Genomic DNA, 26,563 nt, shown 5'->3' on the forward strand with positions numbered 1-26,563 from the left:
GGATCCTGCGTCGGCCTGTCGGCCGGGCCCTGCGTCGGTTTGTCGGCCGGATCCTGCGTCGGTTTGTCGGCCGGACCCCGCACCGGTCCGTCCGCCGGTCCCCGCACCGGCTCGTCGGCGTACGTGGCCCCGGGTCGGCCCTGCGCTGCCCTGCCCGCCCTGTCCTCCCGGGTCGGCCCCGCCCCGTCCGCGTCCCGGCCTCCGGACTCATCGCCGTCCGCCCGGTAGGGTCCCGCGGCAGACGTGATCTCTTCGTGACGGCGGGGCATTGGCGGGGTCAGGAACCCAGGTGCCATGCTGAGCGTTGTTCCATGCGCGCGGACTCGCTTAGACTCCGCCGATGCCGCCCTTGCGGGTGGCGCCCACCACGCCCCCATCATCCAGGCCGCTCACCGCCGCGGCTGCGCGAAGGAAATTCCGTCCCGTGAATACCTTGACCCTTCTCCCGCTCATCGTGCTCATCGCGGCCATGTTCCTGCTGACGCGCTCGAACAAGAAGCGGCAGCAACAGGCCCAGAACATGCGGAACGATCTGCAGCCCGGCAGCGGCGTCCGCACCATCGGGGGCATGTACGCGACGGTCAAGGAAGTCAACGAGGACACGGTCCTCCTCGACGCCGGCCCGGGCGTCGAGCTTCTCTTCGCGAAGAACGCGATCGGCGCCATTCTCACCGACGACGAGTACAACCGCATCGTGCACGGCGTCGAGCACGACCTGAAGGCCGACACCGACATCGTCCCGGACGACGCCTCCTCCCTCACCGAGACCGACGACGAGCCTGCCGACGCTGCCGCCGCCTCCGACGACAAGGCCGTCGACCTCGGGAAGAAGGACGCCGCCGAGGAGAAGGCCGAGGAGGCCGCGACCGCCGAGGCCGAGACCGCCGAGGCGAAGGCCGACGAAGAGCCGAAGAAGACCGACGGCGACTCCGACGCGAAGTAGCCGCGACCCGGGGAGCGGTGCGCGCACCATGCGCGCACCCCGCACCCCGGGCGCGTCTGTTTCTCGCACGGGATCCCGACACCATGTCATGGCCGACCGCGCCGACCAGGAGCGCGGCGGCCCGAGAGGGAGTACAAGAAGGTGGCAGCACCTAAGAGGGGCCGGAGCGCGAGTGCCCAGAGCAGGCCAGGGCGCTCGCTGGCCCTGATCCTGATCGCCATCGTGGCGCTCACCGGGGGAATGTTCGCCTCCGGAAACACCACTCCGCGTCTTGGTATCGACCTGGCCGGTGGTACGAGCATCACGCTTCAGGCGCAGAACGAGCCGGGCCAGCCGAACGCGATCAACAAGGCCAACATGGACACCGCGGTCGAGATCATGAACCGCCGTGTCAACGGTCTGGGTGTGTCCGAGGCGGAGGTGCAGACCCAGGGGACGAGCAACATCATCGTCAACATCCCCAAGGGCACCAACTCCGAGGAGGCCCGTCAGCAGGTCGGCACCACCGCGAAGCTGTACTTCCGCCCGGTCCTGGCCACCGAGGCCAGCGTCGGCGCCGCGTCGTCCGCCTCTCCGAGCGCGTCCTCCAGCGCCGGCTCCAGCTCCTCCCCGAGCGCCACCCCGTCGAGCAGCGCGTCGGCGTCCCAGAAGGCGACCGGGTCGTCCTCCGCCTCGCCGTCGTCCTCGGCCACCTCGCAGGGCCGCGCCGTCACCGACGCCCTGAAGGCCGGCTCCACGCCGTCCTCCTCGGCCTCGGCGAGCGCGTCCGCCTCGGCGAGCCCCTCCGCGTCCTCCTCGGCCGATGCGAGCGCCTCCGCCGCGGCCAGCAAGCTGGAGGCCGAGTACACCGCGCTGGACTGCTCCAAGCAGGCACAGCGCGCCACCGCCGGCAAGGGCGCCAAGCCCACCGACTCCACCGTGGCCTGCGGCAAGATCTCCGGTGTCTGGTACAAGTACGTGCTCGGCCCGGCCGCCGTCGACGGCACCGAGGTCAAGAAGGCCCAGGCCGTCTTCGACACGCAGGGTGCCTCCGGCTGGCAGGTCCAGATGAACTTCAACTCCAGCGGAGCCAAGAAGTTCGCGAACATCACCGCCGAGCTGGCCAAGAACTCCCAGCCGCAGAACGAGTTCGGCATCGTGCTCGACGGCGAGGTCGTCTCCAGCCCGTACGTGAGCCAGTCCATCACCGGCGGCCAGGCGGAGATCTCCGGCAGCTTCACCCAGGAGGAGGCCCAGAGCCTCGCCAACATGCTGTCGTACGGTGCGCTCCCGCTCACCTTCAAGGAGCAGAGCGTCACCACCGTCACCGCCGCCCTCGGCGGCGAGCAGCTGCACGCCGGTCTGATCGCGGGCGCCATCGGTCTCGTCCTGGTCGTGCTCTACCTGCTGGTCTTCTACCGCGGTCTGTCGGTCGTCGCGATCCCCTCGCTGCTGGTCTCCGGCGCCCTCACCTACGTGATCATGGCGCTGCTCGGCCCCGCGATCCACTTCGCGCTGAACCTGCCGGCCGTCTGCGGTGCGATCGTCGCGATCGGTATCACAGCGGACTCGTTCATCGTGTTCTTCGAACGCATCCGGGACGAGATCCGCGAGGGCCGCACGCTGCGTCCCGCCGTCGAGCGGGCCTGGCCGCGTGCCCGGCGCACCATCCTGGTCTCCGACTTCGTGTCGTTCCTGGCCGCCGCCGTGCTGTTCATCGTGACCGTCGGCAAGGTCCAGGGCTTCGCGTTCACCCTCGGTCTGACCACCGTGCTCGACGTGGTCGTCGTCTTCTTCTTCACCAAACCGCTGATGACGATCCTCGCCCGTCGTAAGTTCTTCGCGAACGGCCACAAGTGGTCCGGGCTCGACCCGAAGGGCCTGGGCGCCAAGCCCCCGCTGCGCCGCACCCGCCGTCCCGCCGGTCCCGTCGCCGGCCCTGTCGACCCGAAGGAAGCGTGAGCGATGTCGAAACTCGGCAACCTCGGCGCCCGACTCCACCGCGGCGAGATCAGCTACGACTTCGTCGGTAAGCGCAAGATCTGGTACGGCGTCTCCATCCTGATCACCATCACGGCCATCCTCGGCCTGGCGGTGCGTGGCCTGCACATGGGCATCGACTTCCAGGGCGGCGCCGTCTTCACCACCCCGAAGACCAGCGTCTCGGTGGCTCAGGCGGAGACCTACGCGAAGGATGCCTCCGGCCAGGAAGCGGTCGTGCAGAAGCTCGGCACGGGCGGTCTGCGCATCCAGATCGCGGGCATGGACACCACCAAGTCGGACGCGACCAAGGCCGCGCTGGCCAAGGACATGAAGCTGAACCCCGAGTCCATCGCCGCCGACCTGGTCGGCCCGAGCTGGGGTGACGAGATCGCCAACAAGGCCTGGGAGGGCCTCGCGATCTTCATGGTCCTGGTGGTCGTCTACCTGGCGATCGCCTTCGAGTGGCGCATGGCGGTCGCGGCCCTGGTCGCGCTGATCCACGACATCACCATCACGACCGGTATCTACGCCCTGGTCGGCTTCGAGGTCACGCCCGGTACGGTCATCGGTCTGCTGACGATCCTCGGTTACTCGCTCTACGACACGGTCGTCGTCTTCGACAGCCTCAAGGAGCAGACGAAGGACATCACCAAGCAGACCCGGTTCACCTACAGCGACATCGCCAATCACTCGATCAACGGCACCCTGGTCCGTTCGATCAACACCACGGTCGTCGCACTGCTGCCGGTCGCGGGCCTGCTGTTCATCGGCGGCGGCTTCCTCGGCGCGGGCACGCTCAACGACATCTCGCTGTCGCTGTTCGTCGGTCTCGCCGCCGGTGCCTACTCGTCGATCTTCATCGCCACGCCGCTCGTCGCCGACCTCAAGGAGGCCGAGCCGCAGATGAAGGCCCTGAAGAAGCGCGTCCTCGCCAAGCGGGCCCAGGCCGCCGCCGAGGAGGAGATGGCCGAGGCCCGGGGCACCGGCGCCGACGAGGACGAGTCCGACGACGCCGCCCCGGCCGTGGTCGGGCCGCGCAACCAGCCCGCGTCCCGCACCCGGGGCCGTGGCCGCCCCTCGGGGAAGCGCCGATGACCGAGCTCGCCGACATCACGACACTCCTGCTCAGCCGCATCCGGGACGTCGAGGACTACCCGGAGCAGGGCGTGATGTTCAAGGACATCACCCCGCTGCTGGCGGACCCGGCCGCGTTCACCGCGCTCACCGACGCGCTGGCCGGGATCGCGGCCGACACCGGCGCCACCAAGGTCGTCGGCCTGGAGGCCCGGGGCTTCATCCTGGGCGCCCCGGTCGCCGTCCGCGCCGGCCTCGGCTTCATCCCGGTCCGCAAGGCGGGCAAGCTCCCCGGAGCCACCCTGCGCCAGGCCTACGAGCTGGAGTACGGCTCGGCCGAGATCGAGGTGCACGCCGAGGACCTCGGCAAGGACGACCGGATCCTGATCGTCGACGACGTGCTCGCCACCGGCGGCACCGCCGAGGCCTCGATCCAGCTGATCCACCGCGCCGGCGCCCAGGTCGCGGGCGTCGCGGTCCTGATGGAACTGGGCTTCCTGGGCGGCCGCGCCCGTCTGGAGCCCGCGCTGGACGGGGCGCCGCTGGAGGCCCTCCTCCAGGTCTGAGCGTCGTACGGCCGACAGAACGCCCGCCCCCCGGGGCGGGCGTTCCGCATGTCCGCAGGGCCCCTGGAAACCCACGGGACACCCCCGAGGAATCCCCCGGCAGCCTCCCGTGTTTCTCCCGTATACGGTCCTCGGTTCGGCCTCCAGGCGATGACATGGCTCAGGCTCGCTACCATGGGGTCTCCGGAGCCTGACTGGGGGACCCGGATCGCGCACGAGGAGTCCTCTTGCCAGACGAGGCCCAGCACCTGACCGCCGCCAAGCCCGAGCCGGCCTCGGCAGCCGCGGCCAAGCCCGCGCCGAACGTGTCGCAGACGAAGAACGACACTCGCGGGCCGGTCGAGCACGCCCAGTCCGCGCCCGCCGAGAAGTCGGCCGAGACCTCGCGCCCCAAACCGACCCCGCCCGAGCGCCCCGCGGCCCGCCCCAACACGGGCCAGCCCGCGCGCTCCGGCTCCTCCAACCGCGTCCGCGCCCGCCTGGCCCGGCTCGGCGTGCAGCGCGCGAACCCGTACAACCCGGTCCTGGAACCGTTGCTGCGCATAGTCCGCAGCAACGACCCCAAGATCGAGAACGCCACGCTGCGCCAGATCGAGCGCGCCTACCAGGTCGCCGAGCGCTGGCACCGCGGCCAGAAGCGCAAGAGCGGCGACCCGTACATCACCCACCCGCTCGCGGTCACCACGATCCTCGCCGAGCTGGGCATGGACCCCGCGACCCTGATGGCCGGGCTGCTGCACGACACCGTCGAGGACACCGAGTACGGCCTGGAGGACCTGCGCCGCGACTTCGGCGACGTCGTCGCGCTGCTCGTCGACGGCGTCACGAAGCTGGACAAGGTCAAGTTCGGCGAGGCCGCGCAGGCCGAGACCGTGCGCAAGATGGTCGTCGCCATGGCCAAGGACCCGCGCGTCCTGGTCATCAAGCTCGCCGACCGCCTGCACAACATGCGCACCATGCGCTACCTCAAGCGCGAGAAGCAGGAGAAGAAGGCGCGCGAGACCCTCGAGATCTACGCGCCGCTCGCCCACCGGCTGGGCATGAACACCATCAAGTGGGAGCTGGAGGACCTCGCGTTCGCGATCCTCTACCCCAAGATGTACGACGAGATCGTCCGGCTGGTGGCCGAGCGGGCGCCGAAGCGGGACGAGTACCTGGCCATAGTGACCGACGAGGTCCAGTCCGACCTGCGCGCCGCCCGTATCAAGGCGACCGTCACCGGCCGGCCGAAGCACTACTACAGCGTCTACCAGAAGATGATCGTCCGCGGCCGGGACTTCGCGGAGATCTACGACCTGGTGGGCATCCGCGTCCTGGTGGACACCGTCCGCGACTGCTACGCGGCCCTGGGCACCGTCCACGCGCGCTGGAACCCGGTTCCGGGGCGCTTCAAGGACTACATCGCGATGCCCAAGTTCAACATGTACCAGTCGCTGCACACGACGGTCATCGGCCCCAACGGCAAGCCCGTCGAACTCCAGATCCGCACGTTCGACATGCACCGCCGCGCCGAGTACGGCATCGCCGCGCACTGGAAGTACAAGCAGGAGGCCGTCGCCGGCGCCTCCAAGGTGCGCACCGACGTGCCGAAGGCCGGCAAGGGCAAGGACGACCACCTCAACGACATGGCGTGGCTGCGCCAGCTCCTCGACTGGCAGAAGGAGACCGAGGACCCCAGCGAGTTCCTGGAGTCCCTGCGCTTCGACCTGTCCCGCAACGAGGTCTTCGTCTTCACCCCCAAGGGCGACGTCATAGCGCTCCCGGCCGGTGCCACCCCCGTCGACTTCGCCTACGCGGTGCACACCGAGGTCGGCCACCGCACGATAGGCGCGCGGGTCAACGGCCGCCTGGTCCCGCTGGAGTCCACCCTGGACAACGGCGACCTGGTGGAGGTCTTCACCTCCAAGGCACCTGGTGCGGGGCCCTCCCGTGACTGGCTCGGCTTCGTCAAGTCGCCGCGCGCCCGCAACAAGATCCGCGGTTGGTTCTCCAAGGAGCGCCGGGACGAGGCGATCGAGCAGGGCAAGGACGCCATCGTCCGCGCGATGCGCAAGCAGAACCTGCCGATCCAGCGCATCCTCACCGGCGACTCGCTGGTCACCCTCGCGCACGAGATGCGCTACCCGGACATCTCCTCGCTGTACGCGGCGATCGGCGAGGGCCATGTGGCCGCGCAGAACGTCGTGCAGAAGCTGGTGCAGGCGCTCGGCGGCGAGGAGGCGGCCACCGAGGAGATCGACGAGGCGGTCCCGCCGTCCCGCACCCGAGGCCGCAAGCGGCGCAGCAACCAGGACCCCGGCGTGGTCGTGAAGGGCGTCGACGACGTCTGGGTCAAGCTGGCCCGCTGCTGCACCCCCGTACCCGGCGACCCGATCATCGGCTTCGTCACGCGCGGTAGCGGCGTATCGGTTCACCGCAGCGACTGCGTCAACGTGGAGTCACTGTCCCGCGAGCCCGAGCGCATCCTCGACGTCGAGTGGGCGCCCACCCAGTCCTCGGTCTTCCTGGTCGCCATCCAGGTCGAGGCCCTGGACCGCTCCCGGCTCCTGTCGGACGTCACCCGCGTCCTGTCCGACCAGCACGTCAACATCCTCTCCGCGGCCGTCCAGACCTCCCGCGACCGGGTGGCCACCTCCCGCTTCACCTTCGAGATGGGCGACCCGAAGCACCTGGGCCACGTCCTGAAGGCCGTACGGGGCGTGGAGGGCGTGTACGACGTCTACCGGGTCACGTCGGCGCGCAACCGGTCGTAGCAGCGGCCGTAGAGCGCCCTCGGGCATACGACGAGAGGGGCCCCGTACGCCACGTACGGGGCCCCTCTCGGTGTTTCGGGCAACCTCAGCCGCCGAACTCCTGCAGGCCCTTCAGAGCCTGGTCCAGGAGCGCCTGGCGGCCCTCCAGCTCACGCTCCAGCTTCTCCGCCTTGGACGCGTTGCCCTGGGCGCGGGCCTGCTCGATCCCCGCCCTCAGCTTGTCCACGGCGGCCTGCAGCTGACCGGTCAGACCCGCGGCACGCGCGCGTGCCTCCGGGTTCGTCCGGCGCCACTCGGCCTCCTCGGCCTCCTGGATGGCCCGGTCGACCGTGTGCATCCGGCCCTCGACCTTCGGACGCGCGTCGCGCGGCACATGGCCGATGGCCTCCCAGCGCTCGTTGATCGAGCGGAAGGCGGACCGCGCGGACTTCAGGTCCGTGATCGGCAGGAGCTTCTCGGCCTCGCCGGCCAGCTCCTCCTTCAGCTTGAGGTTCTCGGTCTGCTCCGCGTCCCGCTCGGCGAAGGCCGAGCCACGGGCCGCGAAAAACACGTCCTGGGCACCGCGGAAGCGGTTCCACAGGTCGTCCTCGTGCTCACGCTGCGCCCGGCCCGCGGCCTTCCACTCCGCCATCAGCTCGCGGTAGCGCGCGGCCGTCACACCCCAGTCCGACGAGTCGGACAGCGCCTCCGCCTCGGCGACCAGCTTCTCCTTGGCCTTGCGGGCGTCCTCGCGCTGCGCGTCGAGCTGCGCGAAGTGCGCCTTGCGGCGCTTGGAGAACGCCGACCGGGCGTGCGAGAAGCGGTGCCACAGCTCGTCGTCGGACTTGCGGTCCAGGCGCGGCAGCCCCTTCCAGGTGTCCACCAGGGACCGCAGCCGCTCACCGGCGGCCCGCCACTGGTCGGACTGGGCCAGCTGCTCCGCCTCGACGACCAGGTCCTCCTTGGCCTTGCGGGCCTCGTCGGACTGCTTGGCACGCTGTGCCCTGCGCTCCTCGCGGCGCGAGTCCACGGTCTTCACCAGGTCGCCGAGCCGGGTGCGCAGCGCCTCCAGATCACCGACCGCGTGGTGCGCCTCCACCTGCTCGCGCAGGTGGTCGATGGCGACCTGGGCGTCCTTCGCGGACAGGTCGGTGGTCTGTACTCGCTTCTCGAGGAGGCCGATCTCGACAACCAGGCCTTCGTACTTGCGCTCGAAGTAGGCCAGCGCCTCCTCGGGGGAGCCTGCCTGCCAGGAACCGACGACCTGCTCGCCGTCGGCCGTACGCACGTACACGGTCCCCGTCTCGTCGACGCGGCCCCACGGGTCGCTGCTCACAGCGCCTCCTCCACATGATGCCTGCGAGGGGCCTCAGTGCCCCCGGGCATCGTCCACAGTTTCGTCACGGCCAACATAGGCGACCGGCGGGTTGCCTGTCCGCATCCCGCGCGACCGAAATTTCGCAGTTGGTGCTCAGGATTTCGTGACCGTGGCCTTGTTGATCACGACCGTCGCATTCGGTGCTCCGTCACCGGCTCCGGTGCTCTCTCCGGCGGCGGCGATTTTCTTCAGAACCTTCAGTCCGGCGGCGTCGATCGTGCCGAACGGGGTGTAGCTGGCCGGCAACTGGCTGTCCTGGTAGACCAGGAAGAACTGGCTGCCGCCGGTGTGCTTCTGGCCGGTGTTGGCCATCGCGACCGTACCCGCCGGGTAGACACCGCCCTTCAGGCTTTTGTCCTTCAGGTTCTCGTCGGGGATCGTGTACCCCGGACCGCCGCTGCCGGTACCCGTCGGGTCGCCGCACTGCAGCACGTAGATGCCGTTGGTGGTGAGCCGGTGGCACTTCGTGTGGTCGAAGAAGCCCTTCGACGCGAGGAAGTCGAACGAGTTCACCGTGTGCGGGGCCGCCGCGGTCTTCAGCGCGATGTCGATGTCACCGCACGTCGTCGCCAGCTTCATGGTGTAGTTCGCCGACGTGTCGATCGACATCGCCGGCTCCTTCTTCCAGCTGAGCTTCGCGACCTTGCCGGCGGCTGCCTTCTCGCACGGGTCCGGCGCCTTGCTGGCGCTCGGCGAGGCGCTGGGCGTCGTCTCCGAGCTGGCGTTCGCCTTGTCGTCGTTCTTCAGCACGCCGGTCGTGTACAGCGCGACGCTGCCGATCACGATCACGCCGAGCACGGACGCGATCACGGAGTTGCGCATGCGTGACTTGCGTCGTGCGCTGGTGCGCCGCTGCTGCTGCCGCAAGAACTTCTCCCGGGCGAGCTGACGCCGCCGCTGCTCCTGGCTGACCACCGGGTTCTCTCCTCATGCGTGTCGTGTGTCGACCGGTACGCGTGCGTCCTGTGCGCTGTGTGAGCCGACTGCTGCGTGTAGCCCCGTACCGTATATGGGTTCGCTGAGGAAACGGCAGCGCCGGTAGGCTCTGGACCACAGCTTGTAGCCACCCGTATCGACACAACGAAGGACGATCGTGCTCATTGCCGGGTTCCCCGCCGGGGCCTGGGGGACGAACTGTTATCTCGTCGCCCCCGCCGCCGGTGAGGAGTGCGTTATCATCGACCCCGGCCACCAGGCCGCCGAAGGCGTCGAGGAAGCACTGAAGAAGCATCGGCTCAAGCCCGTCGCCGTCGTCCTCACCCATGGCCACATCGACCACGTGGCCTCGGTCGTCCCCGTGTGCGGAGCGCACGACGTACCGGCCTGGATCCACCCCGAGGACCGGTACATGATGAGCGACCCCGAGAAGGCGCTCGGCCGGTCGATCGGCATGCCGCTGATGGGCGAGCTGACGGTGGGGGAGCCGGACGACGTGTTCGAACTGGCCGACGGGGTGCGGCTGGAGCTGGCCGGACTGGGGTTCTCCGTCGCGCACGCGCCGGGCCATACCAAGGGGTCGGTGACCTTCCAGATGCCGGAGACGGCCGAGATCCCCTCGGTCTTCTTCTCGGGCGATCTGCTCTTCGCCGGCTCCATCGGACGCACGGACCTGCCGGGCGGCTCCATGGACGACATGCTGGCCTCGCTGGCCCGCGTGTGCCTGCCGCTCGACGACTCCACCGTGGTGCTGTCCGGCCACGGCCCCCAGACGACCATCGGCCAGGAGCGCGCCACCAACGCCTACTTGCGGCAGGTGGCCGCCGGCCAGGGAGCGCAGGACGCTCCCCGACGAGGAATGTGACGAGAGACCTTCCGTGAGCACCTTTCAGGCCCCCAAGGGCACGTACGACCTGATCCCGCCCCGTTCCGCGAAGTTCCTCGCGGTGCGCGAGGCGATCGCGACCCCGCTGCGCAACTCCGGCTACGGCTACATCGAGACCCCCGGCTTCGAGAACGTCGAGCTGTTCGCACGCGGCGTCGGTGAGTCGACGGACATCGTGACCAAGGAGATGTACGCCTTCGAGACCAAGGGCGGGGACAGGCTGGCCCTGCGGCCGGAGGGAACCGCTTCGGTCCTGCGCGCCGCCCTTGAGGCGAACCTGCACCGGCAGGGCAACCTCCCCGTGAAGCTGTGGTACTCGGGCTCCTACTACCGGTACGAGCAGCCGCAGGCCGGCCGCTACCGCCACTTCTCGCAGGTCGGCGCGGAGGCGATCGGCGCCGAGGACCCGGCCCTCGACGCCGAACTGATCATCCTGGCCGACCAGGCGTACCGCTCGCTGGGCCTCAGCAACTTCCGCATCCTGCTGAACAGCCTGGGCGACAAGGAGTGCCGCCCGGTGTACCGCGCGGCCCTGCAGGACTTCCTGCGCGGCCTGGACCTGGACGAGGACACCCTGCGCCGCGCCGAGATCAACCCCCTGCGCGTCCTCGACGACAAGCGGGAGTCGGTCCAGAAGCAGCTGGGCGACGCGCCCCTTCTGCGCGACTACCTCTGCGACGCCTGCAAGGCGTACCACGAGGAGGTCCGCGAACTGATCACGGCGGCGGGCGTCGCCTTCGAGGACGACCCGAAGCTGGTCCGCGGCCTGGACTACTACACGCGTACGACCTTCGAGTTCGTCCACGACGGTCTGGGCTCCCAGTCCGCGGTGGGCGGCGGCGGCCGCTACGACGGTCTCTCCGAGATGATCGGCGGCCCCGCGCTGCCGTCGGTCGGCTGGGCCCTCGGCGTCGACCGCACGGTCCTCGCGCTGGAGGCCGAGGGAGTCGAGCTCGACATCCCCTCCGCCACGAGCGTCTTCGCGGTACCGCTGGGCGAGGAGGCGCGCCGCGTGCTCTTCGCCAAGGTCACCGAACTCCGCAAGGCCGGCGTCGCGGCGGACTTCTCCTACGGGGGCAAGGGCCTCAAGGCGGCGATGAAGGCTGCCAACAGGTCCGGCGCCCGCTTTGCGCTCGTAGCCGGCGAACGCGACCTCTCCGAGGGCGTCGTCCAGCTCAAGGACATGGAGTCCGGAGAGCAGGTGGCCGTCGGCGTGAATGAGATCGTGGCGGAGCTGGAGTCGCGGCTCGGATGAGAGGTGGGCCGGGCGGCGCATCTGCCCGGCCCACAACCCCGCGTCGGCGGGGAGCACGCTCCGCTTCGGTTGGCGCTCTTCATGGCGCCCGGACCACCCCCGCGGCGGCAGGGAACGATGCTCGGAGCACCCGGTGCAACGAGCCGCGGACCCATTGGTCACAGCAACCCGTGGCGCAGCGCCCTGGTGACCGCCGCCGTTCGGTCGTCCACCCCCAGCCTCGCCGCGACCGACGGCGCCAGGACCGTCTCGCCGCGCACCGCCGCCCGTACCGCGTCGGCCAGTTCGCCCCGGGGCAGGTCCTTCAGCAGGTAGCCCGCCGCGCCCGCCTCCACCGCCCGCAGGATGTCCCGGTCGTTCTCGTACGTGGTCAGCACGACCACCCGGCAGCGCAGGCCCGCCTGCGTCATCCGCACGATCGAGTCGACGCCCCCGCCGCCCGGCATGCGCAGGTCCATCAGCACGATGTCGGGGGCGAGTTCCGCCGCCAGCGCCTCCGCCCGCGGCCCGTCGGACGCATCGGCGACCACCTCCAGGTCCGGCTCGGCGCTCAGCATCGCGCGCAGTCCCTCCCGTACGACGGGATGGTCGTCGGCGAGCACGATCCGGATCACAGCGGATCACCTCCCAGGGGCAGTTGTACGGTCACTGTCGTACCGTCGCCCGGTGCGCTGCGTACCGTCGCCGTACCGCCCGCCTCCGCGGCCCGCGCCCGCAGACCCGCCAGACCGTAGCCGGAGCACTCGGCACCCGCGTCGAACCCGCAGCCGTCGTCGTGGACGGCGACGGTGAGCGCTTCGTCCGTGTAGCTGAGGCGGATGGCGACCGGCACGGAACTCCCCGCGTGCTTGCGCGCGTTGGTCAGGCCCTCCTGGCAGGAGCGGAGGGCGACCACCTCGGTGCCGGCGGGCAGTGGCCGTACCGGGCCGGTCACCTCCAGGGTGGCCGCCCCGTGCCGGTCGACCAGGCGGCGCAGTGCGTCCGGCAGCGACGCGCCGTCCAGGTCCGCCGGCGCGCCCCCGGCGACGAGCGCGCGGGCCTCGGCGAGGTTCTGCCGGGCCGTCCGGTCCATCAGGGCCAGATGGCGGCGGGCCTGCGGCAGATCGTGGTCCAGTTCCGCCTCCACCGCCTGCACCAGCATCAGCAGGCTGGTGAAGCCCTGCGCGAGGGTGTCGTGGATCTCCCGCGCCATGCGCTGGCGTTCGGCGAGTGCGCCGTGCGCTGCCGAGAGGCGGGAGATCTCGTGCCGGCTCGCGTCCAGCTCCGCGATCAGCTCGGCGCGTTCCGAGCTCTGCTCGATGATCCGGATGATCCAGCTGCCGAGTGCCACCGAGAAGACCAGAGTCACCACGGCGAACAGGGAGTTGGCGAACAGGTCAGGGACCTCCGGCCGCCACAGCAGCGCCCAGCCCGCCACCGGAGCCAGGTTGATCACGGTGACCGCGATCAGCGCCCGGCGCATCCGCAGGGTCATGAAGCACTGCGGGATCAGCGCGAACGACATCAGCCGCGTCTCGCCGACCAGCACCGCCGACGGCAGGAACAGCAGCATGGCCCCCGCCAGGTAGCGCACCGCCCGCGACTCGTCCGGATCGCGCAGCTGGATCACCGCCCGGCCGACCACCGCGTACCAGGGCACCAGGGGGACGAGCAGCAGCACGACGACGAGCCGGACCGGCCACCCCGGGTGCTCCGCGCCGAGCACGAAGACCAGGGTGGCCGTCCAGGCGACCGCGAAGTAGGCGTCCCAGAGCCGGATGGTGCGGTCCCAGGCGTGCTCGTCGCGGGCCCCCTGCCACCGGGTCATCCGTCGCGTCGGTTCTTCCAGCGGAAGGTCAGCAGACACAGCACCAATCCTCCGACGCACCAGGCGGCCAGCACCAGCGCGATCCGCCCGAACTCCCAGGCGCCCGCCTGCTCCAGGACCTTCGCCGAGTCGGGCAGGAACACCCCGCGCAGCCCCTGGCACAGCCACTTCAGCGGGAACAGGGCGCCGATGTCCAGCATCCAGCCGGGGATCGTGTCGATCGAGATGTACACCCCGGAGATGAACTGCAGAAGCAGGAAGGGCAGTATGACCACCGAGCTGGCGCTCTTCGCCGACTTCGGCACCGAGCTGATCGCGATGCCGAGCAGGGCGCACCCCGTCAGCCCGAGCACGAAGATCCAGGCGAAGTCCAGCCAGCGGGTCGCGGAGGAGGGCAGCGGGACGTCGTACAACGTCGTGCCCACGACGAGCAGGATCGCTGTCTCCAGGATTCCCGTGCAGAGAACGAGCCAGATCTTGCCCAGGAAGTACGCGGACGGTGGCATCGGCGTGCCGCGCAGCCGGCGCAGGACCTTCTCGTCGCGTTCGACCGCGATGGAGATGCCGAGCGACTGGAAGCTCGTCGACATGATCCCCGAGGCCATCATGGCCGGCACGTACAGCTGGGAGGCGGTGACGCCGGTGCCCCGGACGGCGTCGTGGAAGATCGATGCGAAGAGGAAGAGGAAGACGACCGGGAAGGAGAAGGTGAAGACCACCTGGTCGCGCTGGCGGAAGAACTGCCTGATCTCCAGGGCGCCCCGGCGCAGTCCGATCGTCCAGGCGCTCGGCAGGCGTTCCGCGGCGCCGTGGGTGCGTACGGGTGTGCCGGTCGTCGTGGTCATCGTGCGGCCTCCTGTCCGGTCAGGCGGAGGTAGACGTCCTCCAGGGTGGGGCGGCTCACCCGCAGCCCCGGGATCTCGCCGTCGAAGCGGCGCATGAGCTCGGCGACCGCCTTCGTCGGGGTCTGAGTGTGCTCCGCGCGCGTGGTGCCGTCCGGTTCCGTCCACTCGACGGTGGCGCCGGTGCCGAAACGGTCCCGGAGCGCCTGCGGCTCGCCCTCGGCGACCACCCGGCCGCGGGCCACGATCGCCAGCCGGTCCGCGAGGGCCTCCGCCTCCTCCAGGTAGTGGGTGGTCAGCAGGATCGTCGTGCCCTCGTCGGCGAGGAGGCGGATCAGGCCCCAGAACCGGCGCCTGGCAGCCGGGTCGAAGCCGGTCGTCGGCTCGTCCAGCAACAGCAGATCCGGATCGCCGATCACGCCGAGCGCCACGTCCAGCCGGCGGCGCTGGCCGCCCGACAGCGCCTTGATCCGGCTGTCCGCCTTGGCCTCCAGACCGACCAGCCCGATGACCTGCTCCGGGTCGCGCGGCCTCGGGTAGTAGCGCGCGAAATGCCGTACCGTCTCGCGGACCGTCAACTCGGCGGGTGCCGATTCGTCCTGCCAGACGATTCCCACCCGGGACCGCCACGCGCGCGTGCCCTTGGCCGGGTCCGCGCCCAGCACCGAGACCTCGCCCGCGTCCCGGGTCCGGTTGCCCTGGAGGATCTCCACCGTCGTGCTCTTGCCCGCCCCGTTGGGTCCGAGCAGGCCGAACACCTCGCCGCGCCGGATGCCCAGATCGATGCCGTCCACCGCGGTCACGTCGCCGTACCGCTTGCGCAGCCCCCGGACGTCCACCGCGAGTTCGTTCGCGTGTGCTGTCATGCCCCCGAGCGTCGGCCAGAACCGAGCGTTCCGGGACGACCGTGCGTACTTCCTTATGTCCACCGAACGGTGGACAGGGCGCCTCGTGCGGCACAATGGCCCCTGCCCGAAGAAGTTCCAACTCTCAAACAGACGGAATCGGCGTGATGAGCAAGACGACAGTCAAGGACGTCTCCACCGAGCCCGAGCCCGAGCACGCCTCCGCGGCATCGCGTACGGAGGGCGGCAGTCTCGCCTTCGCGCTGCTGCTGATCATCACCGGCGCCGCCGGACTGCTCGCCGCGTGGGTCATCACGATCGACAAGTTCAAGCTGCTGGAAGCCAAGGTCGAGGGCAAGACGTTCACCCCCGGGTGCAGCCTCAACCCGGTCGTCTCCTGCGGCAGCGTCATGCAGTCCAAGCAGGCCGCCGCCTTCGGCTTCCCCAACCCGATGCTCGGCCTGGTCTGCTACGGCATCGTCATCTGCGTCGGCATGAGCCTGCTGACCCGGGCCCGCTTCCCGCGCTGGTACTGGCTGACCTTCAACTTCGGCACGCTCTTCGGCGTGGCCTTCTGCACCTGGCTGCAGTTCCAGTCCCTGTACCGGATCAACGCGCTGTGCCTGTGGTGCTCGCTGGCCTGGGTCGCCACCATCACCATGTTCTGGTACGTGACCTCCTTCAACATCCGCAAGAGCTTCCTGCCGGCCCCGAACTGGCTGAAGTCCTTCTTCGGCGAGTTCACCTGGGTGCTGCCGGTCCTGCACATCGGCATCATCGGCATGCTGATCCTGACCCGCTGGTGGGACTTCTGGACCAGCTGACAGCACGGGCCGTGTTGTCAGTGCCGTGATTTAGGGTTTCAGCGTGGAACCCGACCTGTTCACCGCAGCCGCAGAAGAACGCCAGGAGAAGGACCCGACCGGCAGTCCCCTGGCGGTGCGGATGCGCCCGCGCACCCTCGACGAGGTGGTGGGCCAGCAGCACCTGCTGAAGCCGGGCTCCCCGCTGCGCAGACTGGTCGGCGAGGGCAACGGCGGTCCCGCCGGAGCGTCCTCCGTGATCCTCTGGGGACCGCCGGGCACCGGCAAGACGACTCTGGCGTACGTCGTCTCCAAGGCGACCGACAAGCGGTTCGTGGAGCTCTCCGCGATCACCGCCGGAGTCAAGGAGGTCCGCGCGGTCATCGACGGCGCCCGGCGCGCCAGCGGGGGATACGGCAAGGAGACCGTCCTCTTCCTCGACGAGATCCACCGCTTCAGCAAGGCCCAGCAGGACTCCCTGCTCCCGGCCGTCGAGAACCGCTGGGTCACCCTCATCGCCGCGACCACCGAGAACCCGTACTTCTCGGTGATCTCCCCGCTCCTCTCCCGCTCCCTGCTCCTCACCCTCGAACCGCTCACCGACGACGACGTGCGGGGGCTCCTGCGCCGGGCCCTCACCGACGAACGCGGTCTCAAGGCGGCCGTCACCCTCCCCGAGGACACCGAGGAGCACCTGCTGCGGATCGCCGGCGGCGACGCCCGGCGCGCCCTGACCGCCCTGGAGGCCGCCGCCGGGGCCGCCCTCGACAAGGGCGAGCCGGAGATCGGCCTGGGCACCCTGGAGGAGGTCGTCGACCGGGCCGCAGTGAAGTACGACCGCGACGGCGACCAGCACTACGACGTCGCCAGCGCCCTCATCAAGTCCATCCGGGGCTCCGACGTCGACGCGGCCCTGCACTACCTGGCCCGGATGATCGAGGCCGGCGAGGACCCCCGCTTCATCGCCCGCCGGCTGATGATCTCGGCCAGCGAGGACATCGGGCTCGCCGACCCGAACGCCCTGCCCATAGCCGTGGCCGCCGCCCAGGCCGTCGCGATGATCGGCTTCCCCGAGGCCGCCCTCACCCTCAGCCACGCCACCATCGCCCTCGCCCTGGCCCCCAAGTCCAACTCCGCGACCACCGCGATCGGCGCCGCCCTGGAGGACGTACGCAAGGGACTGGCCGGCCAGGTGCCCCCGCATCTGCGCGACGGGCACTACAAGGGCGCCGCCAAACTGGGGCACGCGCAGGGGTACGTGTACCCGCACGACCTGCCCGAGGGCATCGCCGAGCAGCAGTACGCCCCGGACACCGTCAGGGACCGCGAGTACTACACCCCGACCCGGCACGGCGCCGAGGCGCGCTACGCCGACGCCGTCGAGTGGACCAGGAAGCACCTCGGTCGCAGGCGGTCCTGAGCAGCCTGTAGACTTCCCCGAAGCGCCGAGTCCCGCGCTGTCAGAGCGGGACAGCCGGCCGGAACCCCCGCAAGGGGGATCCAGGAGCGTCGCGCACCGTCGAACGGTGTCGCGGGCAGCCCACCACCACTCGCCGTACGGCGGAATCGGTCGGTGGGCCACTCGCGTGCTGCACGTTTGTGCCCAGACCAGGGGAGCGGCTGCCCACCAGACCCGGCAACGGATCCGGAGGGTTTCCCCGGCTGCGGATTGCGACCTCCTTCAACCCTGACAAGCCGAATAATCAGAAGGAAGAAAGAGACAGTGGCGAACCAGTCCCGCCCCAAGGTCAAGAAGTCGCGTGCCCTCGGCATCGCGCTGACCCCGAAGGCCGTCAAGTACTTCGAGGCCCGCCCCTACCCGCCGGGTGAGCACGGCCGCGGCCGCAAGCAGAACTCGGACTACAAGGTCCGTCTGCTGGAGAAGCAGCGTCTGCGCGCGCAGTACGACATCTCCGAGCGTCAGCTGGTCCGTGCCTACGAGCGTGCCTCCAAGGTGCAGGGCAAGACCGGTGAGGCCCTGATCGTCGAGCTGGAGCGCCGCCTCGACGCGCTGGTCCTGCGTTCGGGCATCGCCCGCACGATCTACCAGGCCCGCCAGATGGTCGTCCACGGCCACATCCAGGTCAACGGCCAGAAGGTCGACAAGCCGTCCTACCGCGTGCGTCCGGACGACGTCATCCAGGTCCGCGACCGCTCGAAGGACAAGACGCTCTTCCAGATCGCCCGTGAGGGTGGCTTCGCCCCCGACGGCGAGACCCCCCGCTACCTGCAGGTGAACCTCCGCGCCCTTGCCTTCCGCCTGGACCGCGAGCCGAACCGCAAGGAAGTTCCGGTCATCTGCGACGAGCAGCTCGTCGTCGAGTACTACGCCCGCTGATCACCAGCCGGGTGTAGCACCTCAGCGTCAGCCCGCCGTCTCCCCGCCCTTCCGGGTGGGCGAGGCGGCGGGCTTCCGCATGCCGGTGCCGTCCCGCCGCTGCCGTACCGGCCCGCGCGGCGCCGGCAGCACCTCCGGCGGCCGTACTCCGAGGTAGGCCAGCGCCCGCGCCACCGCCGCCTCACGGTCGAGCAGCGCCCCCTGCCGTACGCACTCCGTGTACCGCTCGTCGCCCAGCGCCCGCCGTGCCGTCGCCTCGCACAGCTCGTGCGGGGCGTTGTAGTAGGCCGAGCCGAACAGCGGCAGCCCCACCGACGGCCACATCCGTTCCGCCGCGCCCTGCAGCACCGCGGCCTCGGCCGGATCGCCCTGCGCCACCGTCACCAGGGCGAGGAGCTCGATCGACAGCACCGAGCCCAGCAGGTCCCGGAAACCGTGCGCATGGCCGAGACAGTCGGTCAGCAGCTCACGGGCGGCCGGGTGGTCGCCGTCCCGCCAGGCCGCGTACGCCAGCACGTACAGCGCGTACGACCTGGCCCAGTGCTCGCCGTGGTCCTCGCACACCCGGCGCACGTCCTCGCACAGCCGCACCGCGTCCGCCAGATCACCCAGGAACGCCCTGGCCATCGCCAGCTCGACCTGGCCCATCAGGACGTTGCTGTTGAGCTCGCCGATCTCCTGGTAGCGGCCCAGGGCCGAGCGCAGCAGCGTTTCCGCGCGCGCCATGTCATCCGTGACCAGGGCCAGACAGCCGGTGCGGTGCTCCGCGTACGCCACCGCCGTGGGGTCGGCGACCAGCTCGGCCTCCTCGCGGCACTCCTGGAGCGCGGCCAGCGCGGGCACCGCGTCACCCTGGAGGATCGCCACATAGCCCAGCACCCACAACGCCTTCAGCCGGGACTGCGGGTACTCCGAGTCCAGCTCCAGACTGCGCTCCAGCCAGCGCCGGCCCTCCGACAGCCGTCCGCAGCCCGCCCAGTAGAACCACAGCGAGCCCGCCAGGTACTGGCCCAGATGCGCCTCGTCCGGCTCGGTCAGACAGTGGTCCAGGGCGGCCCGCAGGTTCGGCAGCTCGGCCTCGACCCGCGCCGCCACCTCGCCCTGCCGCGGCGAGAACCAGTCCAGCTCGCACCAGGTCGCCAGGCCCATGAACCAGTCCCGGTGCCGGCGCCGCAACCGCCCCGCGTCGCCCGCCGCCGCCAGCCAGTCGGCGCCGTACGCCCGCACGGTGTCGAGCATCCGGTAGCGCACCCCCGTCGGGGTCTCCTCGCGGGCCACCACCGACTGCGCGAGCAGCTCCGCCAGCACGTCCAGGACGTCCTCGGCGGCCAGCCCGTCACCGCTGCACACGTACTCGGCGGCCTCCAGCTCGAAGGTCCCCGCGAACACCGAGAGCCGCGCCCACAGCAACCGCTCGGCGGGGGTGCACAGTTCATGGCTCCAGCCGATCGCCGTGCGCAGGGTCCGGTGGCGGGGGAGCCCGTCCCGCCCGCCGCCGGTCAGCAGCCGGAACCGGTCGTCCAGCCGCGCCAGCAGCTGCCCCGGTGCCAGTGCCCGCAGCCGCCCCGCCGCCAGCTCGATCGCCAGCGGGATACCGTCCAGGCGCCGGCACACCTCCCGCACGTCCGCGCAGTCCCGCACGTCCAGCCCCTGCCGTTCCGCGCGCTCGGCGAACAGCTCCACCGCCTCGTCCGCACCGAGCGGCGCCAGCGGGAACAGCACCTCACCCGCCACCCCCAGCGGCCGCCGCCCCACCGCCAGCACGGTCAGGTCCGGCAACCGCCGCAGCAGCTCGGCCACCAGCTCCGCGCACGCGTCGACCAGATGCTCGAACCCGTCGAGGACCAGCAGGATCCTGCGGCCCGCGAGATGCTCCAGCAGCGTCTCGCGCGGCAACCGGGTGGTGTGGTCGGTCAGGCCGAGCGCCTCCACGACCGCGTACTCCACGAACTCCGGGTCGCGCACCGGCGCCAGCTCCACCCGCCACACCCCGTCCCGGGGCGCCGCGCCGGCCGCGGCCCGGGCCGCGAGCCGTGACTTGCCGACCCCGCCGACCCCGGTCACGGTGACCAGCCGGCCGGACTCCAGGGCCCGGGCCAGTGCGCCGAGTTCGGCCGAGCGGCCCACGAAGGCGGTCAGTTCCAGGGGCAGATTGCCGTCCGCCGAAGGGCCGGGGCGCTGAGGACCTCGCATGGGACACGGAGCGTACTTAACCGTGTTCGGTCCGTACAATCGCTTCCCGGAACCGAGCCGCCCGCGCGCGGTAATCCGGTACGGAGTCCCATCCCCGGCGCGATAGGCTCGGGACAGACTTTTCGATGTTGAGACACATGTCAGGGAGCGGGTGCGCGCAGTGTCCGGTGGAGAGGTGGCCGGGATCCTGGTGGCCGTCTTCTGGGCGATCCTGGTCTCCTTCCTCGCCGTCGCACTGGTGAGGCTGGCCCAGACGCTCAAGGCGACCACCAAGCTCGTGGCGGACGTGACCGACCAGGCCGTCCCGCTGCTCGCCGACGCCTCCGCGGCCGTACGCTCCGCGCAGACCCAGATCGACCGGGTCGACTCGATCGCCTCCGACGTCCAGGAGGTCACGTCCAACGCCTCCGCGCTCTCCAGCACCGTCGCCTCCACCTTCGGCGGCCCGCTGGTCAAGGTCGCGGCCTTCGGCTACGGCGTGCGCCGGGCGCTGGCCGGCCGCAAGGCGGACGTGCCCGTGAAGGAGCCCAGGCGTACCGTGATCGTGGGCCGGACGGTCCCGGCCGCGCGGCGGAAGAACCGGGGAAAGTAGGAGCCAGGTCAGATGTTCCGCCGTACCTTCTGGTTCACCACCGGTGTCGCCGCCGGTGTCTGGGCCACCACCAAGGTCAACCGCAAGCTCAGGCAGCTGACCCCGGAGAGCCTCGCCGCCACCGCCGCGAACAAGGCGCTGGAGACCGGCCACCGGATCAAGGACCGGGCGGTCGGCTTCGCGCTCGACGTCCGCGACAACATGGCCCAGCGGGAGGAAGAACTGGGGGATGCCCTGGGCATCAACACGGACCCCGAACTCCCCGCGCCCCGGCGGCTCGCCGCCATCGAGAACCGCAGCAACCCGAAGTACGCCGAAGACAGGACGACGTACTCGTACAACCGGAATGAGGACCACTGATGGAGTCGGCTGAGATTCGCCGCCGCTGGCTGAGCTTCTTCGAGGAGCGCGGGCACACCGTCGTCCCTTCGGCGTCGCTCATCGCGGACGACCCGACTCTGCTCCTCGTCCCGGCCGGCATGGTGCCCTTCAAGCCCTACTTCCTGGGTGAGGTCAAGCCGCCCTTCGACCGCGCCACGAGCGTGCAGAAGTGCGTGCGCACTCCGGACATCGAAGAGGTCGGCAAGACCACCCGCCACGGCACCTTCTTCCAGATGTGCGGCAACTTCTCCTTCGGCGACTACTTCAAGGAAGGCGCCATCAAGTACGCCTGGGAGCTGCTCACCAGCCCCCAGGACAAGGGCGGTTACGGCCTGGAGCCGGAGAAGCTCTGGATCACCGTCTACAAGGACGACGACGAGGCCGAGCGCATCTGGCACGACGTCGTCGGCGTGCCGAAGGAGCGCATCCAGCGCCTCGGCATGAAGGACAACTACTGGTCCATGGGCGTCCCCGGCCCCTGCGGCCCGTGTTCCGAGATCAACTACGACCGCGGCCCCGAGTTCGGCGTCGAGGGCGGCCCCGCCGTCAACGACGAGCGGTACGTGGAGATCTGGAACCTCGTCTTCATGCAGTACGAGCGCGGCGAGGGCATCGGCAAGGACAACTTCGAGATCCTCGGCGAACTGCCCAGCAAGAACATCGACACGGGCCTGGGCCTGGAGCGTCTCGCCATGATTCTGCAGGGCGTGCAGAACATGTACGAGATCGACACCTCCATGGCCGTCATCGAGAAGGCCACCGAGCTGACCGGCGTCCACTACGGCGACGCCCACGCCTCGGACGTCTCGCTGCGTGTGGTCACCGACCACATGCGCACCTCCGTGATGCTCATCGGCGACGGCGTGACCCCCGGCAACGAGGGCCGCGGCTACGTCCTGCGCCGCATCATGCGCCGCGCCATCCGCAACATGCGGCTGCTCGGTGCCACCGGTCCGGTCGTCCTCGACCTGATCGACACCGTGATCCGGATGATGGGCCAGCAGTACCCCGAGCTGGTCACCGACCGCGAGCGCATCGAGAAGGTCGCCGTCGCCGAGGAGAACGCCTTCCTCAAGACGCTCAAGGCCGGCACCAACATCCTCGACACCGCCGTGACGGAGACCAAGGACGCCGGTGGCTCGGTCCTCGCCGGCGACACGGCCTTCCTGCTCCACGACACCTGGGGCTTCCCGATCGACCTCACCCTGGAGATGGCCGCCGAGCAGGGGCTCTCCGTGGACGAGGAGGGCTTCCGCCGCCTGATGAAGGAGCAGCGGGACCGCGCCAAGGCCGACGCCCAGGCCAAGAAGACCGGGCACGCCGGTGCCGGCGCCTACCGCGAGATCGCCGACAAGACCGGCGAGACCGACTTCATCGGCTACGGCGACACCGAGGGCGAGACCACGATCGTCGGCATCCTCGTCGACGGCGTCTCCTCGCCGGCCGCCTCCGAGGGCGACGAGGTCGAGATCGTCCTGGACCGCACCCCCTTCTACGCCGAGGGCGGCGGCCAGATCGGTGACACCGGCCGGATCAAGGTCGACACCGGTGCCGTCATCGAGATCCGCGACACCCAGAAGCCGGTCCCGGGCGTGTACGTCCACAAGGGCGTCGTCCAGGTCGGCGAGGTCACCGTCGGCGCCAAGGCCCACGCCTCGATCGACTCCCGTCGCCGTACCGCCATCGCCCGTGCCCACTCGGCCACCCACCTCACCCACCAGGCGCTGCGCGACGCCCTCGGCCCGACGGCCGCCCAGGCCGGTTCCGAGAACCAGCCCGGCCGCTTCCGCTTCGACTTCGGCTCCCCGTCCGCCGTCCCGACGGCCGTGATGACCGACGTCGAGCAGAAGATCAACGAGGTGCTCGCCCGCGACCTCGACGTCCGCGCCGACATCATGGGCATCGACGAGGCCAAGAAGCAGGGCGCCATCGCCGAGTTCGGCGAGAAGTACGGCGAGCGGGTCCGTGTGGTGACCATCGGCGACTTCTCCAAGGAGCTGTGCGGCGGCACCCACGTGCACAACACCTCCCAGCTGGGTCTGGTGAAGCTGCTCGGCGAGTCCTCGATCGGTTCGGGTGTGCGCCGTATCGAGGCCCTCGTCGGGGTCGACGCCTACAACTTCCTCGCCCGTGAGCACACGGTCGTCGCCCAGCTCCAGGAGCTGATCAAGGGCCGTCCGGAGGAGCTCCCGGAGAAGGTCTCCGCCATGCTCGGCAAGCTGAAGGACGCCGAGAAGGAGATCGAGAAGTTCCGCGCGGAGAAGGTGCTGCAGGCCGCCGGCGGTCTGGTCGAGTCCGCCAAGGACGTCCGCGGCATCGCCGTGGTGACCGGGCAGGTCCCGGACGGCACCACCCCGGACGACCTGCGCAAGCTGGTTCTCGACGTGCGCGGGCGCATCCAGGGCGGACGTGCCGCCGTGGTCGCCCTGTTCACGGTCAACAACGGCAAGCCGCTCACGGTCATCGCCACCAACGACGCCGCCCGCGACCGCGGCCTCAAGGCCGGTGACCTGGTCCGCACTGCCGCCAAGACCCTCGGCGGCGGCGGTGGCGGCAAGCCGGACGTCGCCCAGGGCGGTGGCCAGAACCCGGCCGCCGTCGGTGAGGCCATCGACGCGGTCGAGCGCCTCGTCGACGAGACCGCCAAGTAAGGAAACGGTCGGAGATGCGCAGAGGACGTCGACTCTCGATCGACGTCGGGGACGCCCGGATCGGGGTCGCCTCGTGCGACCCCGACGGGATCCTCGCCACCCCGGTCGAGACCGTCCCCGGCCGGGACATTCCGGCGGCCCACCGCCGGCTGCGGCAGCTGGTCGAGGAGTACGAGCCGATCGAGGTCGTCGTCGGGCTCCCGCGTTCACTCAAGGGCGGCGAGGGCCCGGCCGCCGTCAAGGTCCGGGCCTTCACCCAGGAACTCGCCCAGGGCATCGCGCCGGTGCCGGTCCGGCTGGTCGACGAACGGATGACGACTGTAACGGCGAGCCAGGGGCTGCGCGCTTCTGGAGTGAAGGCCAAGAAGGGCCGCTCGGTCATCGACCAGGCCGCGGCGGTCATCATCCTTCAGCAGGCACTGGAATCCGAACGGGTGTCAGGTAAACCACCCGGCGAGGGCGTCGAAGTAGTCATCTGATCGCGATACGGTAACGTTCCGCGCGATGCGATGGTTTTCGAACAGCCACCGCACAGCAAGAGGCGGAACGGTCACCGGCCCACCAGCCGCGTGACGCGCCGCCTCGCGGCTCTAGGGGATCGATGACTGAGTATGGCCGGGGCCAAGGCTCCGAACCGTGGCATCCGGAGGACCCGTTGTACGGGGACGACGGATGGGGCGGACAGCAGGCCCACATGGGCCAGCAGTCCCCCTACGGCGGCCAGCCACAGCACTACCCGCAGCAGTCGCAGCAGCAGCAGTACGGCGACTGGGGCCAGCACCCGCAGGCCGGGTACGACCAGCAGCAGTACACGTACTACGACGAGCAGGGCCAACTCCAGTACGCCGACGGGCACGGTCAGCAGCAGTACGGCCAGCAGCAGTACGACCAGCAGTACGCCGGGCATGCCCCGCAACAGCAGCACCACCAGGGCGGCTGGGACGCCACCGGCACCCACGGTCACGTCCCCTACGCCGCCGACCCGGGCGACCCCTACGGCCAGCAGCCCGTGGCCTACGGCAATGAGCAGCCCGACTTCTACGGCACCGAGGACGCCTATCCGCCGCCGGAGCCCCCCGGCCGCCGGCGCGATCCGGAGCCGGAGGCGCAGACCGAGCCCGCCGTCGAGGAGGAGGAGCAGCACCCCTTCTTCACGGGCGCGGACGACGGCGACGACGACGAAACCGACGACGACCCGAAAGGGCGCCGCGGCGACGACCGGGGCAAGAACGCCAAAGGGGGCAAGGGCGCCAAGAAGCGCCGCAACGGCTGCGCCTGCCTCGTGGTCTGCCTGGTCTTCGGCGGCGGTGCGGCCACCGTCGTCTACTACGGCTGGCACTTCTACAAAAATCGTTTCGGCGCCGCCGCCGACTACGCGGGTAGCGGCAACGGCGAGACGACGACCGTCGAGATTCCCAAGGGCGCGGGCGGCTACGACATCGGCCGCATCCTGAAGGCGGCCGGCGTGGTCGAGAGCGTCGACGCGTTCGTCTCCGCGCAGACGGCGAACCCCGACGGCAAAGCGATCCAGGACGGCGTCTACACGCTGCAGAAGCACATGTCCGCCGCCAGCGCCGTGGCACTGATGCTCGACACGAAGAGCCACAGCAACCTCATCATCGCCGAGGGCCTGCGCAACACCGCGATCTACGACATGATCGACAAGCGTCTCGCCGTGGCGAAGGGGACCACCGCGAGCGTGGCGAAGCAGGACTACAAGTCCCTCGGTCTGCCCAAGTGGGCACTGAACCACGCCAACCTGAAGGATCCGCTGGAAGGATTCCTCTATCCCTCCAGTTACGCCGTGGCGAAGGGGCAGAAGCCCAAGGCGGTGCTGGCCGAGATGGTGGCCCGCGCCAACGAGAACTACCAGGCGCTCGGCCTGGAGAAGAAGGCGACCGGCCTGGGCCTCGACGGGCCGTGGCAACTGCTCACCGTGGCCAGCCTGGTGCAGGCCGAGGGCACCAGCCACGACGACTTCCGCAAGATGGCCGAGGTGGTCTACAACCGCCTCAAGCCCGCGAACCCCGAGACCTACGGCGCGCTGGAATTCGACTCCACGTACAACTACGTGAAGAACCAGAGCAAGATCGACCTGTCGATCGCCGAACTGCGGCGCTACAACAACCCGTACAACACGTACTACGTCAAGGGCCTGCCGCCCGGGCCCATCGACAACCCCGGCGAGGAAGCGCTCAGGGGCGCACTCGATCCGACGCACGACGGCTGGTACTACTTCATCTCGACGGACGGAAAGACCAGCAAGTTCACGAAGACGCTCGCCGACCACGAGAAACTCGTGAACGAGTGGAACGCCTCCAGGAAGAAGAGCTGACCGGTGGCTGACGCGGCCGACCGGTAACATCGCGACGTTTACCG

At 70.0% G+C, this 26,563-nt stretch carries 22 protein-coding genes; 15 read left to right on the plus strand and 7 right to left on the minus strand.

The genetic code is table 11. The annotated features are described in order from the left end of the window. Positions 1 to 424 precede the first annotated feature (424 nt). From yajC to AB0D85_RS12235, 5 genes are all read left to right on the plus strand, one after another. Positions 425 to 943, plus strand: coding sequence for a preprotein translocase subunit YajC (yajC, locus tag AB0D85_RS12215; RefSeq protein WP_362317586.1), 519 nt, complete (start codon positions 425 to 427; stop codon positions 941 to 943). A 141-nt stretch (positions 944 to 1,084) separates the two neighbouring features. Continuing rightward, positions 1,085 to 2,884: a protein translocase subunit SecD gene (gene secD / locus AB0D85_RS12220; RefSeq protein ID WP_362317590.1), complete on the plus strand. Its 1,800-nt coding sequence runs from the start codon at positions 1,085 to 1,087 to the stop codon at positions 2,882 to 2,884. Between the two features lie 3 nt (positions 2,885 to 2,887). Continuing rightward, a complete protein-coding gene (gene secF / locus AB0D85_RS12225) occupies positions 2,888 to 4,000 on the plus strand; it encodes a protein translocase subunit SecF (protein WP_362317593.1) in 1,113 nt (370 codons plus the stop codon). Beyond that, positions 3,997 to 4,545: an adenine phosphoribosyltransferase gene (locus AB0D85_RS12230; protein ID WP_362317596.1), complete on the plus strand. Its 549-nt coding sequence runs from the start codon at positions 3,997 to 3,999 to the stop codon at positions 4,543 to 4,545. Before secF ends, AB0D85_RS12230 begins: the two co-directional genes overlap by 4 nt. 227 nt (positions 4,546 to 4,772) lie before the next feature. Continuing rightward, entirely contained in the window at positions 4,773 to 7,298 is a 2,526-nt protein-coding gene (locus tag AB0D85_RS12235) for a bifunctional (p)ppGpp synthetase/guanosine-3',5'-bis(diphosphate) 3'-pyrophosphohydrolase (protein ID WP_362317599.1), read from the plus strand. A gap of 85 nt (positions 7,299 to 7,383) precedes the next feature. Here AB0D85_RS12235 and AB0D85_RS12240 read toward each other — a convergent pair whose 3' ends face one another. Together AB0D85_RS12240 and AB0D85_RS12245 are read right to left on the minus strand one after the other, a co-directional pair. Next, positions 7,384 to 8,613 carry a DUF349 domain-containing protein gene (locus tag AB0D85_RS12240; protein WP_362317602.1) on the minus strand — a complete coding sequence of 410 codons (1,230 nt, stop codon included), beginning with the start codon at positions 8,611 to 8,613 and terminating at the stop codon, positions 7,384 to 7,386. Positions 8,614 to 8,748: 135 nt separating this feature from the next. After that, positions 8,749 to 9,570, minus strand: a complete 822-nt coding sequence (locus AB0D85_RS12245; protein ID WP_362317605.1) for a peptidylprolyl isomerase — start codon at positions 9,568 to 9,570, stop codon at positions 8,749 to 8,751. Positions 9,571 to 9,748: 178 nt separating this feature from the next. Here AB0D85_RS12245 and AB0D85_RS12250 point away from each other — a divergent pair, with 178 nt between their 5' ends. Beyond that, positions 9,749 to 10,456: an MBL fold metallo-hydrolase gene (locus AB0D85_RS12250; protein ID WP_362317608.1), complete on the plus strand. Its 708-nt coding sequence runs from the start codon at positions 9,749 to 9,751 to the stop codon at positions 10,454 to 10,456. A gap of 13 nt (positions 10,457 to 10,469) precedes the next feature. Next, positions 10,470 to 11,732, plus strand: coding sequence for a histidine--tRNA ligase (gene hisS / locus AB0D85_RS12255; RefSeq protein ID WP_362317611.1), 1,263 nt, complete (start codon positions 10,470 to 10,472; stop codon positions 11,730 to 11,732). 158 nt (positions 11,733 to 11,890) lie between these two features. On the opposite strand, the gene AB0D85_RS12260 is transcribed toward hisS, so the two are convergent. Genes AB0D85_RS12260 through AB0D85_RS12275 form a run of 4 tightly spaced genes read right to left on the minus strand, consistent with a single transcriptional unit; the run spans position 11,891 to position 15,247 of the window. Further along, positions 11,891 to 12,346 carry a response regulator transcription factor gene (locus tag AB0D85_RS12260; protein ID WP_362317614.1) on the minus strand — a complete coding sequence of 152 codons (456 nt, stop codon included), beginning with the start codon at positions 12,344 to 12,346 and terminating at the stop codon, positions 11,891 to 11,893. Then, on the minus strand, positions 12,343 to 13,539 hold the full coding sequence (locus tag AB0D85_RS12265; RefSeq protein WP_362317617.1) for a sensor histidine kinase: 1,197 nt from the start codon (positions 13,537 to 13,539) through the stop codon (positions 12,343 to 12,345). The genes AB0D85_RS12260 and AB0D85_RS12265 overlap by 4 nt, the downstream gene beginning before the upstream one ends. After that, positions 13,536 to 14,384, minus strand: coding sequence for an ABC transporter permease (locus tag AB0D85_RS12270; RefSeq protein ID WP_362317620.1), 849 nt, complete (start codon positions 14,382 to 14,384; stop codon positions 13,536 to 13,538). The genes AB0D85_RS12265 and AB0D85_RS12270 overlap by 4 nt, the downstream gene beginning before the upstream one ends. Continuing rightward, a complete protein-coding gene (locus AB0D85_RS12275; protein ID WP_362317623.1) occupies positions 14,381 to 15,247 on the minus strand; it encodes an ABC transporter ATP-binding protein in 867 nt (288 codons plus the stop codon). Before AB0D85_RS12275 ends, AB0D85_RS12270 begins: the two co-directional genes overlap by 4 nt. A 146-nt stretch (positions 15,248 to 15,393) precedes the next feature. Here AB0D85_RS12275 and AB0D85_RS12280 point away from each other — a divergent pair, with 146 nt between their 5' ends. The 3 genes from AB0D85_RS12280 (at position 15,394) to rpsD (ending at position 18,367) form a co-directional block, all read left to right on the plus strand. Next, positions 15,394 to 16,050 carry a vitamin K epoxide reductase family protein gene (locus AB0D85_RS12280; RefSeq protein ID WP_362317626.1) on the plus strand — a complete coding sequence of 219 codons (657 nt, stop codon included), beginning with the start codon at positions 15,394 to 15,396 and terminating at the stop codon, positions 16,048 to 16,050. A gap of 43 nt (positions 16,051 to 16,093) precedes the next feature. Then, positions 16,094 to 17,449 (plus strand): replication-associated recombination protein A, encoded by a 1,356-nt coding sequence (locus AB0D85_RS12285; protein ID WP_362317629.1) that lies wholly within the window; start codon positions 16,094 to 16,096, stop codon positions 17,447 to 17,449. Between the two features lie 303 nt (positions 17,450 to 17,752). After that, positions 17,753 to 18,367 carry a 30S ribosomal protein S4 gene (rpsD, locus tag AB0D85_RS12290; protein ID WP_181803162.1) on the plus strand — a complete coding sequence of 205 codons (615 nt, stop codon included), beginning with the start codon at positions 17,753 to 17,755 and terminating at the stop codon, positions 18,365 to 18,367. Between the two features lie 27 nt (positions 18,368 to 18,394). Here the strand turns inward: rpsD and AB0D85_RS12295 are convergent, their stop codons facing one another. Then, positions 18,395 to 20,560, minus strand: coding sequence for an AAA family ATPase (locus AB0D85_RS12295; protein ID WP_362317634.1), 2,166 nt, complete (start codon positions 20,558 to 20,560; stop codon positions 18,395 to 18,397). 151 nt (positions 20,561 to 20,711) lie between these two features. Here AB0D85_RS12295 and AB0D85_RS12300 point away from each other — a divergent pair, with 151 nt between their 5' ends. The 5 genes from AB0D85_RS12300 (at position 20,712) to mltG (ending at position 26,519) form a co-directional block, all read left to right on the plus strand. Then, positions 20,712 to 21,152, plus strand: coding sequence for a DUF948 domain-containing protein (locus tag AB0D85_RS12300; protein WP_362317637.1), 441 nt, complete (start codon positions 20,712 to 20,714; stop codon positions 21,150 to 21,152). Between the two features lie 12 nt (positions 21,153 to 21,164). After that, positions 21,165 to 21,512 (plus strand): hypothetical protein, encoded by a 348-nt coding sequence (locus AB0D85_RS12305; protein ID WP_362317640.1) that lies wholly within the window; start codon positions 21,165 to 21,167, stop codon positions 21,510 to 21,512. After that, on the plus strand, positions 21,512 to 24,184 hold the full coding sequence (alaS, locus tag AB0D85_RS12310; protein ID WP_362317643.1) for an alanine--tRNA ligase: 2,673 nt from the start codon (positions 21,512 to 21,514) through the stop codon (positions 24,182 to 24,184). The genes AB0D85_RS12305 and alaS overlap by 1 nt, the downstream gene beginning before the upstream one ends. A 14-nt stretch (positions 24,185 to 24,198) precedes the next feature. Further along, positions 24,199 to 24,663, plus strand: a complete 465-nt coding sequence (gene ruvX, locus AB0D85_RS12315; RefSeq protein ID WP_362317646.1) for a Holliday junction resolvase RuvX — start codon at positions 24,199 to 24,201, stop codon at positions 24,661 to 24,663. Positions 24,664 to 24,785: 122 nt separating this feature from the next. Then, positions 24,786 to 26,519, plus strand: coding sequence for an endolytic transglycosylase MltG (gene mltG, locus AB0D85_RS12320; protein WP_362317649.1), 1,734 nt, complete (start codon positions 24,786 to 24,788; stop codon positions 26,517 to 26,519). Positions 26,520 to 26,563: the final 44 nt, after the last annotated feature.

This window comes from Streptomyces sp. NPDC048277, from assembly GCF_040652235.1.
Taxonomy (GTDB): Bacteria; Actinomycetota; Actinomycetes; order Streptomycetales; family Streptomycetaceae; genus Streptomyces.

Excerpts from the sequence above, each read along its gene's own strand:
- AB0D85_RS12275 (WP_362317623.1), bottom strand. The coding sequence starts at position 15,247 with ATGACAGCACACGCGAACGAACTCGCGGTGGACGTCCGGGGGCTGCGC.
- AB0D85_RS12270 (WP_362317620.1), bottom strand. The coding sequence starts at position 14,384 with ATGACCACGACGACCGGCACACCCGTACGCACCCACGGCGCCGCGGAA.
- alaS (WP_362317643.1), top strand. The coding sequence starts at position 21,512 with ATGGAGTCGGCTGAGATTCGCCGCCGCTGGCTGAGCTTCTTCGAGGAG.
- ruvX (WP_362317646.1), top strand. The coding sequence starts at position 24,199 with ATGCGCAGAGGACGTCGACTCTCGATCGACGTCGGGGACGCCCGGATC.
- secF (WP_362317593.1), top strand. The coding sequence starts at position 2,888 with ATGTCGAAACTCGGCAACCTCGGCGCCCGACTCCACCGCGGCGAGATC.
- AB0D85_RS12295 (WP_362317634.1), bottom strand. The coding sequence starts at position 20,560 with ATGCGAGGTCCTCAGCGCCCCGGCCCTTCGGCGGACGGCAATCTGCCC.
- AB0D85_RS12305 (WP_362317640.1), top strand. The coding sequence starts at position 21,165 with ATGTTCCGCCGTACCTTCTGGTTCACCACCGGTGTCGCCGCCGGTGTC.
- mltG (WP_362317649.1), top strand. The coding sequence starts at position 24,786 with ATGACTGAGTATGGCCGGGGCCAAGGCTCCGAACCGTGGCATCCGGAG.
- AB0D85_RS12280 (WP_362317626.1), top strand. The coding sequence starts at position 15,394 with ATGAGCAAGACGACAGTCAAGGACGTCTCCACCGAGCCCGAGCCCGAG.
- AB0D85_RS12265 (WP_362317617.1), bottom strand. The coding sequence starts at position 13,539 with ATGACCCGGTGGCAGGGGGCCCGCGACGAGCACGCCTGGGACCGCACC.
- AB0D85_RS12230 (WP_362317596.1), top strand. The coding sequence starts at position 3,997 with ATGACCGAGCTCGCCGACATCACGACACTCCTGCTCAGCCGCATCCGG.